Annotated in this window: 15 protein-coding genes; 2 read left to right on the forward strand and 13 right to left on the reverse strand. The window is 75.7% G+C overall.

Annotated elements, in window-relative coordinates; genetic code table 11:
* Nucleotides 1–392 precede the first annotated feature (392 nt).
* Nucleotides 393–1,574: an ROK family protein gene (locus ACFYSC_RS02230; protein ID WP_362928764.1), complete on the forward strand. Its 1,182-nt coding sequence runs from the start codon at nucleotides 393–395 to the stop codon at nucleotides 1,572–1,574.
* The gene (locus ACFYSC_RS02235) at nucleotides 1,571–2,062 is read left to right on the forward strand and encodes a GNAT family N-acetyltransferase (protein ID WP_389955409.1); all 492 of its coding nucleotides are present in this window, start codon (nucleotides 1,571–1,573) and stop codon (nucleotides 2,060–2,062) included. Before ACFYSC_RS02230 ends, ACFYSC_RS02235 begins: the two co-directional genes overlap by 4 nt.
* 6 nt (nucleotides 2,063–2,068) lie before the next feature.
* Here the strand turns inward: ACFYSC_RS02235 and ACFYSC_RS02240 are convergent, their stop codons facing one another.
* From ACFYSC_RS02240 to ACFYSC_RS02300, 13 genes are all read right to left on the reverse strand, one after another.
* Nucleotides 2,069–2,341, reverse strand: coding sequence for a type II toxin-antitoxin system RelE/ParE family toxin (locus ACFYSC_RS02240; protein WP_389955412.1), 273 nt, complete (start codon nucleotides 2,339–2,341; stop codon nucleotides 2,069–2,071).
* A complete protein-coding gene (locus tag ACFYSC_RS02245; protein WP_389955416.1) occupies nucleotides 2,338–2,673 on the reverse strand; it encodes a type II toxin-antitoxin system Phd/YefM family antitoxin in 336 nt (111 codons plus the stop codon). Before ACFYSC_RS02245 ends, ACFYSC_RS02240 begins: the two co-directional genes overlap by 4 nt.
* A gap of 40 nt (nucleotides 2,674–2,713) precedes the next feature.
* A complete protein-coding gene (locus tag ACFYSC_RS02250; RefSeq protein ID WP_389955419.1) occupies nucleotides 2,714–3,676 on the reverse strand; it encodes a UDP-glucuronic acid decarboxylase family protein in 963 nt (320 codons plus the stop codon).
* Complete coding sequence (locus ACFYSC_RS02255; RefSeq protein ID WP_389955422.1) at nucleotides 3,673–4,668, reverse strand: glycosyltransferase family 9 protein; 996 nt, start codon at nucleotides 4,666–4,668, stop codon at nucleotides 3,673–3,675. Before ACFYSC_RS02255 ends, ACFYSC_RS02250 begins: the two co-directional genes overlap by 4 nt.
* A complete protein-coding gene (locus tag ACFYSC_RS02260) occupies nucleotides 4,659–5,339 on the reverse strand; it encodes an SDR family oxidoreductase (RefSeq protein ID WP_389955425.1) in 681 nt (226 codons plus the stop codon). Before ACFYSC_RS02260 ends, ACFYSC_RS02255 begins: the two co-directional genes overlap by 10 nt.
* Before the next feature lie 16 nt (nucleotides 5,340–5,355).
* Nucleotides 5,356–6,714 (reverse strand): D-glycero-beta-D-manno-heptose 1-phosphate adenylyltransferase, encoded by a 1,359-nt coding sequence (rfaE2, locus tag ACFYSC_RS02265; RefSeq protein WP_389955427.1) that lies wholly within the window; start codon nucleotides 6,712–6,714, stop codon nucleotides 5,356–5,358.
* Nucleotides 6,711–7,274, reverse strand: coding sequence for an SIS domain-containing protein (locus tag ACFYSC_RS02270; protein ID WP_389956312.1), 564 nt, complete (start codon nucleotides 7,272–7,274; stop codon nucleotides 6,711–6,713). Before ACFYSC_RS02270 ends, rfaE2 begins: the two co-directional genes overlap by 4 nt.
* Nucleotides 7,275–7,276: 2 nt before the next feature.
* Complete coding sequence (locus ACFYSC_RS02275; RefSeq protein ID WP_389955430.1) at nucleotides 7,277–8,470, reverse strand: glycosyltransferase; 1,194 nt, start codon at nucleotides 8,468–8,470, stop codon at nucleotides 7,277–7,279.
* A gap of 164 nt (nucleotides 8,471–8,634) precedes the next feature.
* Entirely contained in the window at nucleotides 8,635–9,762 is a 1,128-nt protein-coding gene (locus ACFYSC_RS02280; RefSeq protein WP_389956315.1) for a glycosyltransferase family 9 protein, read from the reverse strand.
* A 98-nt stretch (nucleotides 9,763–9,860) separates the two neighbouring features.
* A complete protein-coding gene (locus tag ACFYSC_RS02285; RefSeq protein WP_389955433.1) occupies nucleotides 9,861–10,991 on the reverse strand; it encodes a glycosyltransferase family 2 protein in 1,131 nt (376 codons plus the stop codon).
* On the reverse strand, nucleotides 10,988–12,628 hold the full coding sequence (locus ACFYSC_RS02290; RefSeq protein WP_389955436.1) for a carbamoyltransferase: 1,641 nt from the start codon (nucleotides 12,626–12,628) through the stop codon (nucleotides 10,988–10,990). Before ACFYSC_RS02290 ends, ACFYSC_RS02285 begins: the two co-directional genes overlap by 4 nt.
* Nucleotides 12,629–12,783: 155 nt before the next feature.
* The gene (locus tag ACFYSC_RS02295) at nucleotides 12,784–12,969 is read right to left on the reverse strand and encodes a hypothetical protein (RefSeq protein ID WP_389955438.1); all 186 of its coding nucleotides are present in this window, start codon (nucleotides 12,967–12,969) and stop codon (nucleotides 12,784–12,786) included.
* Nucleotides 12,970–13,063: 94 nt separating this feature from the next.
* Nucleotides 13,064–13,345, reverse strand: coding sequence for a hypothetical protein (locus tag ACFYSC_RS02300; RefSeq protein ID WP_389955441.1), 282 nt, complete (start codon nucleotides 13,343–13,345; stop codon nucleotides 13,064–13,066).
* Between the last annotated feature and the right edge of the window lie 26 nt (nucleotides 13,346–13,371).

Consider the following 13,371-nt stretch of genomic DNA (forward strand, 5'->3'; position numbering starts at 1 on the left):
CCCGGCCACCCGGGTATCCCGACCGGCACGGAGACGGCGTACAACTGGGATTCCACCCGGGCCGGAACGGAAATCACCGCCCTTCCCAGGAAAGGGGAAAACCATCGGCCCGGCCGACCTACCATCCGGTAGCGGAGGATGACCGGCGGAGCCGTTTCCGTCACCCTCGGTCACAGGCTCGGGGGAACGCCCGCTCCCCGGCGTCTTGCGGTGTCTCCCCGAACAGAACGGGCCGGTAGATCGCCGTCGTCTCCCGGCCCGCCGTACGGGCCGCACGGCGCCCCGCTTATGGCGACAGCCGTACAAAAGTAGCGATCATTTGGGCATAATGACCGGAAGAGCTGGCCTAAGTCGCCGTGGCCACGCGTGAACGAGGAGTGTTGACTGTGCGCATGCCGAGCGAGGCGAACGGACCCGACGCGGGCGCGGGGGCGCTGCTGAAGATCCTGCGCGACGGTCGGGCCCGCACCCGGGCGGAGCTGGTGCAGCTCACCGGCCTGGCGAGATCGACGCTCGGGCAGCGCCTCGACGCGCTGGTGAGCCAGCGGTGGGTCGTCCCAACCGAGGAGGCCATCTCCTCCGGGGGCCGCCCGGCCGTCGCCTTCACCTTCAACCGCTCGGCCCGCGTCGTCCTCGCCGCCGACCTCGGCGCGACCCACGCCCGGGTCGCGGTCACCGACCTCGGCACCGAGATCCTCGCCGAGCACGCCGCGGAGGTGCCGATAGACCGCGGTCCCGAGGAGACGCTCCGCTGGCTCCAGCGGACCTTCGAGGAACTGCTCGCCGAGAGCGGCCACACCGTCGAGGAGGTCTGCGGCATCGGGGTCGGCCTGCCCGGCCCGGTGGAGCACAGCTCCGGACGGCCGGTCAACCCGCCGATAATGCCGGGCTGGGACGGCTTCCCCGTCCCGGAGTGGCTCGGGGAACGGCTGGGCGCGCCCGTCCTGGTGGACAACGACGTCAACATCATGGCCCTGGGCGAGCACTGGGCCGCCCGCCCCGAGGCCGACCACCTCATCTTCGTCAAGGTCGGCACCGGGATCGGCTGCGGCATCATCAGCGACCGCCGCCTGCACCGGGGCGCCCAGGGCGCGGCCGGCGACATCGGCCACATCCAGGTCTCCCCCGTCCTCGACGTCGTCTGCCGCTGCGGCAACCGCGGCTGCCTGGAGGCCGTGGCGAGCGGCGCGGCCGTGGCGGCCCGGCTGCGCGACGCCGGAGTGGAGGCGACCGGGGGGCGCGACATCGTCCGGCTCGTCCGGAGCGGCAACACCCGGGCCGTCCAGCTCATCCGCCAGGCCGGCCGCGAGATCGGCGAGGTCCTCGCCTCGATCGTGAACTTCTTCAACCCCTCGGTGATCGTGGTCGGCGGCGACATGGCCGAGGCCGGGGAGCAGATCCTCGCCGGTCTGCGCGAGGTCATCTACAGCAGGTCCCTGCCCCTGGCCACCCAGCACCTGACGATCACCGCCAGCGACCTGGGGGACCGGGCCGGGGTGGTCGGCGCCGCCGTCATGGTCATCGAGCACGTCCTGGCCCCCGGCGCGGCCGAGCACGCGGCCGGCCGCCCATGAACCCCGAACCGATCGAGACCGCGCGCCTCACCCTCCTCCCGCTGGCGGTCGAGCACGCCGCCGAGATGGCCGAGGCGCTGGACGACCCCGCCCTGCACGAGTTCACCGGCGGCTCCCCCTCGACCTCCGGGGAGCTGCGGGACCGCTACGCCCGCATGATCGCCGGGCCGGCCGGCGGTGACGACCTCTGGCTCAACTGGGTGATCCGCGTGACGGAGACCGGCCGCCTGGCCGGCTACGTCCAGGCCACCGTGACCTCCGGCCGGGCCTGGGTGGCCTGGGTCGTCGGCACCCCGTGGCAGGGCCGCGGCATGGCGACCGAGGCCACGACCGCCATGGTCGCCTGGCTGCGGGAGCGCGGCGTGCGCTCCTTCGCCGCCGCCGTCCATCCCGCCCACGCCGCCTCCGCGGCCGTGGCCCGCCGCGCGGGCCTCACCCCGACCCCCGCCACCGAGGACGGCGAGACCATCTGGGAGTCGGCCCCCTGACATCCATCACGGACGGTAGGCGTCTCGACGGTGTTTGATCGCCTGGATCGTCACGGTCCTTTTTTCCTCGTCGATGAGGTGGGTCACCCGGTAGGTTCCCCGGCGGGCGACGTGCATCCCCTCGTACGGCTCCTGTAGCGGTTTACCCACCCGCCACGGCTCGTCGGCGATCGCGCCGGTGATCAGTTCCCACGCCGCACCGGCCACCGACTCGGGCAGACCTGTCGCGAGGGCACGCCGGGCCGGTGGTGCGAGAAAGATGGTGTACCGATCGCTCACGCGCTCGCCCTGCCGAGGCGCGCCGCCATGACAGCGGCCATCTCCTCCTCGGTCGTCACGTCGCCTCTCGCCGTGGCGGCCGCCGCCTCCATCAGATCGGCCCGCATCTCAGGGTCAGCGAGGATCTCCAGCGTTTCCTGCAGGGATTCCCATTCGGCCACAGACATGATCACTGCGTGGGGGCGCCCGTTACGAGTGATCGTGAAGTGATCATGCTCCCTGGCGGCTCGGTCGGCCAGTTCGGTCAACCGGTCCTTCGCTTCGCTGATCGGAATCATCTCCATGAAGAACCGATACCTTCTGGCCTGAAGACCGGCCAGAATTCCAGCCATTAACGCCTGAGCCTTTCATCGGGCTGACTGGGCGCGTTCCTCAGCCGACCAGTTCCTCGGTGCGGCGGAGTTCGGTCTCGAACCAGGCGATGGTGCGGCGCAGGCCGTCGGTGACGCCGACCTCGGCCCGCCAGCCCAGGCGGGCCGCGGCCAGGGTGGTGTCGGGGCGGCGCACGGCCGGATCGTCGGCGGGGCGGTCGATGAAGCGGATCCCGGAGGACGAGCCGGTCAGCTCGATGACGGTGCGGGCCAGGTCGAGCATGGTGACCTCGGTGGGGTTGCCGATGTTGACCGGGCCGGAGAAGTCGCTGCCCGCCAGGGCGAGGATGCCCTCGACGGTGTCGTCGACGTAGCAGATGGACCGGGTCTGGGAGCCGTCGCCGGTGACGGTGAGAGGTTCGCCACGCAGGGCCTGGCGGATGAAGGTGGGGATGGCGCGGCCGTCGTGGGGCCGCATGCGCGGGCCGTAGGTGTTGAAGATCCGCACGATGCCGGTGTCGGCGCCGTGAGTGTTGCGGTAGGCGGTGGTGAGGGACTCGGCGAAGCGTTTGGCCTCGTCGTAGACGCTGCGGGGACCGACGGGATTGACGTTGCCCCAGTAGGACTCCGTCTGCGGGTGCTGCTGGGGGTCGCCGTAGACCTCGCTGGTGGAGGTCAGGACGAAGCGGGCGTTCTTCTCCCGGGCCAGACCCAGGGCGTGCAGGGTGCCCAGGCTGCCGACCTTGAGGGTCTCTATGGGGTGACGCAGGTAGTCGGCCGGGGAGGCGGCCGACGCCAGGTGCAGGACGAGGTCCACGTCGCCGGGGACGTGGACGAACCCGGTCAGGTCGCATTCCAGCAGGCGGAAGGCGGGACGGCCCAGGAGGTGGTCGACGTTGCGCGGCGAGCCGGTCAGGAAGTTGTCCATGCAGATCACGGCGGCACCACGGGCCAGCAGGCGTTCACACAGGTAGGAGCCGAGGAAGCCGGCGCCTCCGGTGACCACTGCGCGTCGGATGTTCATCGGACGGTCACCTCCAGCAGGTCGGTCGCGGCGCCGAGGACCTCTTCGACGCCGATTCTCAGCAGGCCGGGGCCGGGACGGCCGGCGTGCGGGTCACCGGGGACACCGGCCCACAGGACCACGTGGGGCCCCGGGGGCGGCCCCCACAGCTCGGGAGGCGTCGGCCCGAACAGCACGACCGAGGGCGTGCCGAACGCGCTCGCCAGGTGCGCCACGCCCGTGTCCCCGCAGACGACGAGGCGGGCCCGTGCCACCAGCGCGGCCAGCCCGGTGACGTCCGTACGGCCCGCCGTCACCGCCTCGTCCGGCAGGCCGGCCGCGGCGGCCACCCGCAGGGCGAGACCGCGTTCGGCGGCGCCTCCGGTGACGAGCACGTCGTGTCCGGCGCGGCGCAGCGCGGCGGCGACCGCGGCGAAGCGGTCCGGCGGCCAGCGCCGGGCGGGGCGGGCGGCTCCGGGGTGGACGAGGACGGGGGCCGGGCCGGAGTGAGACTCCCGCTCCGGAGCGCCGGAGCCCGCGGACGGCGGCGTCAGGGTCAGGTCGGCGGGGTCGGCGGGGATGCCGTGCCAGGTCAGCAGGTCGCACCAGCGGACGCGTTCGTGCACCTGGGCGGGCCAGGGCGGGCCGGGCAGACCGGGGCGGGCGTGGCCGATCAGCCGGGCGGGGCGGGTGGCCAGCAGGGCGGCGGTGCTCTGCGGGCCGCGGCCGTGGAGGTTGACGGCCACGTCGGGACGGCGCAGGGGGACGGGGCCCGTCCCGCTGACGTCGAGCAGGTCGTCGCAGGCGCCGATGAGGGGCAGCAGACCGGCCAGCGGAGCGGGGGCGGCCAGGGTGACGCGGTGGCCGGGGAAGGCGCGGCGCAGGGCCCGCAGTGCGGGCACGGCGGTGAGCAGGTCGCCCAGGCCGAGGCCGCGCAGCACGACCATGACCGGCCGCCCGCCCCCGGCGGCCCCGGGGACGCCGGCGGCGCGGCTTCGGCCGGTCACGGCCATGAGGTCTCCGTGGCGGGGCAGACGACGAGTTCGCGGATCTCACAGCCGGCGGGCTGGGACAGGGCGAAGACCACGGCGGCGGCGACGTCCTCGGGCTGGTTGAGTCCCGCGTCGGGGCCGGGCCTGTACCGGTCCGGACGGTCGTCGAAGAAGTGGGTGCGCATGCCGCCGGGGACGAGCAGGGTGACGCCGACCCGTCCGGCGAGTTCGGCGGCCAGGGCGCGGGTGAGGCCGACCACGCCGAACTTGGAGGCGCAGTAGGCGGTGGCGTCGCTGAGGGCGCGCAGCCCCAGGGTGGAGGCGCAGGTGACGATCCGGCCGCCGGAGGCGGTCAGGTGGGGCAGGGCCGCGCGGATCGTGGCGGCGGTGCCGAGCAGGTTGACCGCGACGACCTTCTCCCACGCGGCGGCGGGCACGTCCGCGAGACGGCCGCAGGCGTCGATGCCCGCGGCGGTGACGACCCCGTCGAGACCGCCTGCCCTCCCGGCCAGCTCGGTCACCGCCCGCTCCACCCGGTCGCGGTCCGCCACGTCGGCGAGGACGTGGTCCACGCCGCCGGTGGGCGGGCGGACGTCGACGACCAGCGGCCGGCCGCCCTCCTTGGCCACGGCCTCGGCCACCGCCCGGCCCAGCCCGGACGATCCGCCGGTGATCAGGATGTTTCCCAGCATGGATGTTCCCCCTCGCTCACCTGGCCGCCCGCGCGGCCTCGATCAGACCGGTCGTGGACCTTCCGGACACCAGCGGGAGGATCACGCTCTCTCCCCCGGTCCGGCGTACGGTCTCGGCCTCCGGCAGGTCCGGCGCCGTGTAGTCGCCGCCCTTGACCCACACGTCGGGGCGGAGCCGTTCGATCATCGCCGCCGGGGTGTCCTCGTCGAACACGGCCACGGCGTCGACGCACTGCAGCGCGCGCAGCACCTCCACCCGGTCCCGCTGGCCGACCACGGGCCGTCCCGGGCCCTTCAGCCGCCGCACCGAGGCGTCGGAGTTGACGCACACGATCAGCGCGTCGCCCAGCGCACGGGCCCGGCGCAGCAGGCTGACGTGCCCGGCGTGCAGCAGGTCGAAGCAGCCGCCGGTGGCGATCAGCCGTCCGCCGGTGGCCCGGACCACCTCGGCCACCTCCAGGGCGGTGCGCGGCCGGTCCCCGGGAGCGGGCGCGGGCGTCCGCACCGCCGCCGCCCCGCCGTTCTCCACGAAACGGGCGGCCTCGGCGACACCGGTCCCGACGGCCTCCTCCACCGGCGCGCCGGAGGCCAGCGCGAGCGCGGCGGCCCCGGAGAACCGGTCGCCCGCGCCGCAGGCGTCCGGGCCCGCCGAGCACACCGGCGGCGGGATCCGGGTGGACCTGCCGCCCCGCCGGGCCAGCACGGCGCCCTCCCCGCCCAGCGTGACGGCCACCGCCTCGGCGCGCAGCGCGCGGACGAGGTGGCGGGCCATCCGGTCGGGCGACAGCCGCGGCTGGGCGCTCAGCGTCCGGGCCTCGGACTCGCTCGGGGTGACCAGCGTGCAGCCGGGCGGGGGCAGCGGCCCCCGCGGATGCGGGTCCCACACCAGCGGCCCGGCCGCCCGGCGCAGGCAGGGGCCCAGGACCTCGGCGACGCCGCGGCCGTAGTCGGACACCAGGACCGCGCCCGCACCGCGGAGCAGCGACTCGACCTGCCCGGCCCGGCGGATGTCGAGGGCCGGGTCCGCCCGGCCGTCGCCGGTGTCGACGCGCAGCAGGGTCTGGCCCCTGGCCCGCACCCGGGTCTTGGTGATCGTGGTGCCCTGCAGCGGCAGCCGTACCACCTCGACCCGGCCGGCCAGCAGGCCCAGCAGGCAGCGGCCGGGGTGGTCGTCGCCGAAGGCGGCGACCAGGACCACCTCCGCGCCGCCCTCGGCGGCCAGCACCGCGGCGAGTCCCGCCCCGCCGGGGCGGCGGTGCTCGCGGCCGCCCGCCACGACCGGCACGGGGGCGTCGGGGCACAGCCTCTCGGCGTCGCCCTCAACGTCCACGTCCAGCAGGGTGTCCCCGATGACGACGATCGGACCCGCGCTCATCCGGTCACCTCCTCCATCGCGCCCTCGACCGCGTCGCAGAGCATGTGGATCACCGCGAGGTGCACCTCCTGCACCGTCGCGGTGTCCCCGGCGGGCACCGCCAGGACCTCGTCGCACAGCACGGCCAGCGGGTTGGGCGCCGGACCGGTCAGCGCCCAGGCCGCGATGCCCGTCCGGCGGGCGGCGCGCGCCGCCGCGAGCACGTTCGGGCTGCGCCCGCTGGTGGACAGGCACATCAGCACGTCGCCGGGCCGGCCGTGCGCCCGCACCTGGCGGGCGTAGACCTCCTCGGCTCCGAAGTCGTTGCCGATCGCGGTCACCGCCGAGGTGTCGGCGTGCAGCGGGATCGCCGCGTACGGCGCCCGGTCGGAGCGGTAGCGGCCGACCAGCTCGGCCGTCAGGTGCTGGGCCTCGGCAGCCGAGCCGCCGTTTCCGCAGGCCAGCAGCCGGCCGCCGCCGCCCAGCACGGCCGCGAGCTTGCGGCCCCAGACGGAGATCGTCGCCGCCTCGGCGTCCACCGCGCGCAGCGCGGCGCGCAGACGGGTCAGGTGCGGGTGCACCGTCATCCCCCCGCCACGGCGACCCGGGCCCCGCGCTCGGCGAGGACGTCCAGGTATACCGACTCGGTGCGGGCCGCCACCCGCGGCCAGCCGTACCGGGTGACGGCTCGCCGCCGGCCCGCCTCGGCGAGGGCCGCGCGCAGCTCGGGCCGGTCCAGCACGTCGAGCAGGGCCCGCGACAGGGCGCGCGGGTCGCGGGGCGGCACCAGCACGCCGCAGCCGGCGACGGTGTCGAGGTGACCGCCGACCGAGGAGGCGACCACCGGCACGCCGCAGGCCATCGCCTCGACCGGGACCATCCCGAACGGCTCGTACCACGGCACGGTCACCAGCACGTCCGCCGAGCGCATCAGCGCCGGCACCTCGGCGCGGCCGACGCTGCCCAGCAGGTGGACCCGGCCGGTCAGCCCGCAGGCCGCGGCCAGGCCGGCCAGCCGTACCGCCTCGTCGTCGCGCGGCGTGCCGCCGACGACGAGCAGTTCGGCGTCCGGCAGCCGGGACAGCGCCCGCACGACGGTGTCCAGCCCCTTGCGGGGCACCATGCGGCCGACGCAGAGCACCCGGGGCGACGGGCCCCGCGGGGCGACCGGCCCGTCGGGGCGGAACAGCTCCAGGTCCACCCCGCACGGCACCACGGCGATCCGCTCGTGGCCGACGCCCATGCGCAGCAGCTCGCTCACCTCGTCGCGGCAGGTCGCCACGATCGCCTGCGCCCGGCGCGCGATGTCGGCCTCGGCGGCGACGCGTCCCGGCGGGCTGGTGTCGGCCGGACCCTGCCAGCGCCGCTTGACCACCCCCAGGGCGTGGAAGGTCTGCACGACCGGCACCCCGAGGTCCCGCGCCGCGGCGAGGGCGGCCAGCCCGCTCATCCAGAAGTGGGCGTGGACCACGTCGGGTGGCCGTCCGGCCCAGCGACGCGCCAGATGGGCGCCGAACGCGGGCATGTACGGCAGCAGCTCGTCCTTGGGCAGGTCCTCGGCGGGCCCGGCCGGGACGTGCTCGACGATCAGCCCGGGTCCCGCTGAGACCTGCTCCGGCTGGCCGGACGCGGTGCGGCGGGTGTGGACGACCACCTCGTGGCCCCGCTCGGCGAGGGCGGCCGCCAGGGCGGCGACGTGGACGTTCTGCCCGCCCGCGTCCACTCCGCCGACGGCCGCGAGGGGGTTGGCGTGCTCCGACACCAGGGCGATCCTCATGACACGATCTCCTTCACGCCTCATGCCACTGACTTCCACGCGGGCGCCTTCAGGCCACGGTCCTCGCGGGCGCCCTCACGGCACGGCCTCCTTCACGGACGCTCCCCTCCCGCGCGCGCCCACGGCACGGTCTCCCTCACGGACGCCCCCTCCCGTGGGCGCCCTCACGACACGGTCTCCCTCACGGACGCCAGGCGGCCGACGGCCTCGGCGACCCGCGCCGGTGACACCGACGACAGGCACGGGTGGCCGGGGACCGGGCAGATGCGGGCCCTGCTCCCCGCGCACGGGGCGTCCTGGTCGCCGAGCAGCACCGACGGCACGCCGTACGGGGCCCAGCGGGCCGCCGGGACCACCGGGGCGAACAGGGTGACCACCGGCGTGCCGACCGCCGCCGCCAGGTGGGCGGGGCCGGTGTTGGCCACCACGACCGCGCTCGCCCCGGCGAGCACGGCGGCCAGCTCGGCGAGGGACGTCCGGCCTCCGAGGTCCCGGACGGCCTCCGAGGTGCTCGGGACGGCCTTCTCCGCACCGGAGCCGTCCGTCCCGATGGGCCCGGCGCCGCCCGCCACCCGCCGGGTCAGCTCGCACTCGCCGGGCCCGCCGGTGACGACGACCCGCCGGCCCGCGCGGACCAGTTCCCGGACCGCCTCGGCGCAGTGGCCCTCCGGCCAGGCCCGGGCCGGCGCGGAGGCCCCGGGGTGGACCACGACGTAGCCGGGTGGCCCGGTGATGTGCCCGACCGGCGGCAGCGGACGCCGTACGGCGAGCCGGCCGTCGTCGCCGGGCGGCGGGCGGAAACCTGCGGCGCGGGCCACCGCGAGCATCCGCTCGGGTTCGGGCACGTCCACGGTCTCGTCCACGATGTGACGGACGTCCAGCAACGAGCCGGGGTAGTCCTCGCTGATCGCGGCGATCCGGGGGACCCCGGCCAGCCGCAGCAGCAGCGCCGGCGGCAGTGACGACTGGTGGAAGGAGGTGAGGATGAGCGCCTGGTCGGGGGCCGCCTCCCGGACGAGCCGGAGCAGGCCGACGACGTGTGAGCCGGTCACCGGCCGCGGGTCGGGGTCGATCCACGGGGCCCGCCATTCCAGCACGCGGTCCACGCCGGGCAGCAGCTCGGCCGCGGCCCGGCCATTGGGCCCGGCCAGCAGCACCACCCGGCGGGCCGACGCCGCCACGGCGCGGACGGCCGGACCGGCGAGCAGCACGTCACCGGCGTTGTCGAGGCGGACGACCAGGACGGTTCCGGCCGGAGCGCCGTCCGCGGAACGGGCCGGGGCGTGGGTCACGGCGGGCGCGGGGCGGGCCGCGCCGTTCACCGCACCGCTCGCCAGGCCGTTCGACGCGCCGTTCACCGCGCCGCTCGCCAGGCCGTTCGACGCGCCGTTCACGGGGCCCGCCACAGCCGGACCCGCAACTCGCCGCGCAGCCGGTGCGCGCAGGCCGCCGGTGGGATGAGGACGCTGGTGAGCAGCATCCGGCCGATCTCGGCGGGGGTGCGCGGCCCCGGGGCGATCCTGGCCCAGGCGAACTCGGCGGTCAGCGCCAGCCAGCCCGCCCCGGCCGCCGCCGCGACCCCCCTGGCCAGCGTGCGTGCCGGACCCCGGCCCCGTTCCGGGAGGACCGGAGTCAGGACCCGCCGGCCATGCGCCCGTCCTGGGACGCCCGGCAGTCCGCGGTTCCACACCGGTCCGGCCGCCCGGCCTCGGCCCCGTGCCGGCCCGGACGCCCGGCCGCGGGCCGGCGCGCCGGGACCGGCGATCCCGGCGATCACGGGCAGCGCGCCCGCGAGGACCGCCAGTCCGCCGAGGCAGGTGATCAGCGCGTGGCGGCGCAGCCGTCCCGCCCCGCCGCCGACGGCCATCCTCCAGGCCGGGCCGTGCAGGCGGCGCATCAGCGCGTCGTCGGCGTTGCCGCGCTGGCGTCGCACGCTCGCCCACGGCCCGTCGTCGCGGAACGGATGGCTGGTGACGCGCTCGCCCCTGACCAGGCGGTAGCCGGCGGCCGTCACCCGCAGCGCCAGGTCGGCGTCCTCGCGGTAGGCGCGCGGGAAGCGCTCGTCGAATCCGCCGACCCGCTCCAGCGCCTCCCGCTGATAGGCCATGTCGGCGGTGATCCAGCGGGAGCGGGCGAGTCCGGCGGTGGCGCGCTCGTCGTCGGTGGGCCGCCCGCCCTCGGGCGGCGGCACGTGGATGCGGCCCTGGCTGCCCGCCACCTCGGCCGGCAGGCCGTCCAGGTCGGCGTGGAGCGTCTTCGCCCAGCCGGGGGCGGGGATCACGTCGTCGTCCAGGAAGGCGATCCAGGGGGTGTCCGCGGCCCGCCAGCCGGCGTTGCGGGCGGCGGCCGGCCCCCTGCCGCCCGAGCGCACCGTCCGCACCCCGTCCGGCACCGGCAGGGGTGCGGTGCGGGCGCCCGCCGGGCGGTCGTCGACGACGATGACGTCCAGGCCCGGGTCCAGCGCGGCGAGCGTCGCGGCGAGGCTCGGCCGGCCCACGGTCGGGACCACCACGGTGATCATGCGGTGAACACCCCCGCCCGGCGCACCAGGAACGGTCCCAGGGCCAGCACGTCCACCGGAGCCGACCCGAAGCACTCCAGCGCGTCCCGCGGATCGTCGACCATCGGACGGCCCGCGGTGTTCAGGCTGGTGTTGACCAGCACCGGAAGCCCGGTCCGCGCCTCGAACTCCTCCAGCAGCCGCGCCAGCAGCGGCTCACTCTCCCGCTCGACGGTCTGGACGCGGGCGGTGCCGTCCACGTGGACCACCGCCGGGATCCGGCCGCGCCACTCGGGCGCCACGTCGTGGACGAACAGCATGTACGGGCTCGGCACCGGTCCCCGGCTGAAGATCCGCCCCGCCCGCTCGGCCAGCACCATCGGCGCGATCGGACGGAACCGCTCGCGGCCCTTGACGTCGTTGAGCCGCTCGGTGTTGGCCACGTGTCCCGGATGCGCCAGCAGGGACCGGCGCCCCAGCGCGCGGGGACCGTACTCGCTGCGGCCCTGGAACCACGCCACGATCCGGTCGGCGGCCAGCTCGGCGGCCACAGCCGCGGCCAGGTCCGCCGGCCGCTCGCAGGAGACGTTCGCCGTCCGCAGCCAGGCCGCCAGCTCCGCCTCGCTCCAGGACCGGCCCAGATCCGCGCCCGGCATGGGCGCGGCCGGCTCCCCCGCCGCCGCGGCCAGGTGCAGCGCGCCGCCCAGCGCGGTGCCGGCGTCCCCGGCGGCCGGCTGCACCCAGACCCGCTCGAACGGGGTGGCCTCGCTGATGCGGGTGTTGGCCACGCAGTTCAGCGCCACCCCGCCGGCCATCGTCAGCGTCCGCAGCCCGGTGCGGCCGTGCAACCACCGCGCGAGGTCCACCAGCACCTCCTCCAGCCTGGCCTGGACGCTCGCGGCGAGGTCGGCGTGCTCGCCCGTCCACTCGCGGTGCGGGCGCAGGGGCTTGGCGAAGGCGCTCCAGTCCACCGGCTCGGTGCGGAACCCGCCGTCCCCGGTGGGGTGGACGAGGGCGCGCAGCTCGGGCAGGAACCGGGGGCGGCCGTAGGAGGCGAGCGCCATCACCTTGTACTCGTCGCTGGAGCGCAGGAATCCCAGGTGTGTGGTCAGGCTCTCGTACAGCAGGCCGAGCGAGTGCGGCAGCTCCTGGGCGGCGAGGATCTCCAGGGCGCCGTTCCGGTAGGCGCCGGCCAGGTGGGAGACCGCCTCGCCCCGGCCGTCGCAGACCAGGACGGCCGAGTCGGTGAACGGCGCGGCCAGGCCCGCGGAGGCGGCGTGCGCGATGTGGTGGGGCACGAAGCGCACCCGTGCCGCGTCCAGTCCGGGCAGCGCGGCGGCCAGGAAGGATGGGGCGCGCCGGGCGTAGGCGGTGCGCAGCTCCTCCCAGCCGGCGTCCTGGCCCGGCCCGCCGGGCACCACGAGGTCGGGGTCGTAGGAGTAGGCCACCGCGTCCAGGTCCTCGGGGCGCAGCCCGGCGCGGTCCAGGCACCAGGCCGCCGCCTGCTCGGGCAGCTCCCACGCCGAGAACGGCACCGGGCGCTTGCCGTGCTTCCGCCGGTTGAAGCGTTCCTCCTCGGCCGCCGCGACCACTTCCCCGTCCACGACCAACGCGGCAGACGGATCATGAAAAATCGCATTTATCCCGAGAAATCTCATTGAGTCGCCTCTCGTGGTGTAGTTACTTAACTACCGAGAGCAGCGCTTCTCAAAACGAACATTCCGGGAAAAGAGGCACCAAGGGCCGCAAACATCACTCTATGTGATTTCGGCCGGGGAGGTTCGGCGGGTCCGCACCCGGACCCGCCGAACCGTCAGCGCCCCTCGGTCTCGTCCGGGTCCCACGCCCCGGACCCGGCGGCGCCCTTGCGATCGTCGATCATCTGCGGCTCGGGACCCTCGTCGTCGACGCCCTCCGGGGCCCCGGCTCCGGCCGTGTCCACCCGGTCGTCGGGCACCTGCGCCGGCGGGTCGTCGCGCTCGGGATCGGTCTCGGTCATGGGTGCTCTCCTGCCCCCTCGGAAGATCCCCCCGAAGCCCGGACGCGGCGTCCGGTCCCCGGGAGGGCGTGGCCGTTCGCACGCGGAGACTTACCTATCCACCCGGTGGGTCCTTATAGCCGGCGGCCGGAGGGAATCGCCGCACCGGCCGGGAGAAACCCGCGACCGCGATCCTGCGGATCACCACCGTGAGCGCCGCGGTGGCGATCGCCGCCCAGGTCTGCGCCTGTGACAGGCGCAGCAGTCCCGCGGCGAGGAGGAAGTCCAGCAGCACCGCGACCGCGGTCCGGGGCCCGCCGGCGGGCAGAACCGCCAGCGCGGCGACCACCCCGGCGGCGACGATCAGGTTGACGGCGGCCTGGACGATCTCCCCCACCCCTGCCTCCCCGTCCTCCCGATCCG

Origin of the sequence: Streptosporangium sp. NPDC004379, assembly GCF_042873875.1 — a bacterium.
Taxonomy (GTDB): domain Bacteria; phylum Actinomycetota; class Actinomycetes; order Streptosporangiales; family Streptosporangiaceae; genus Streptosporangium.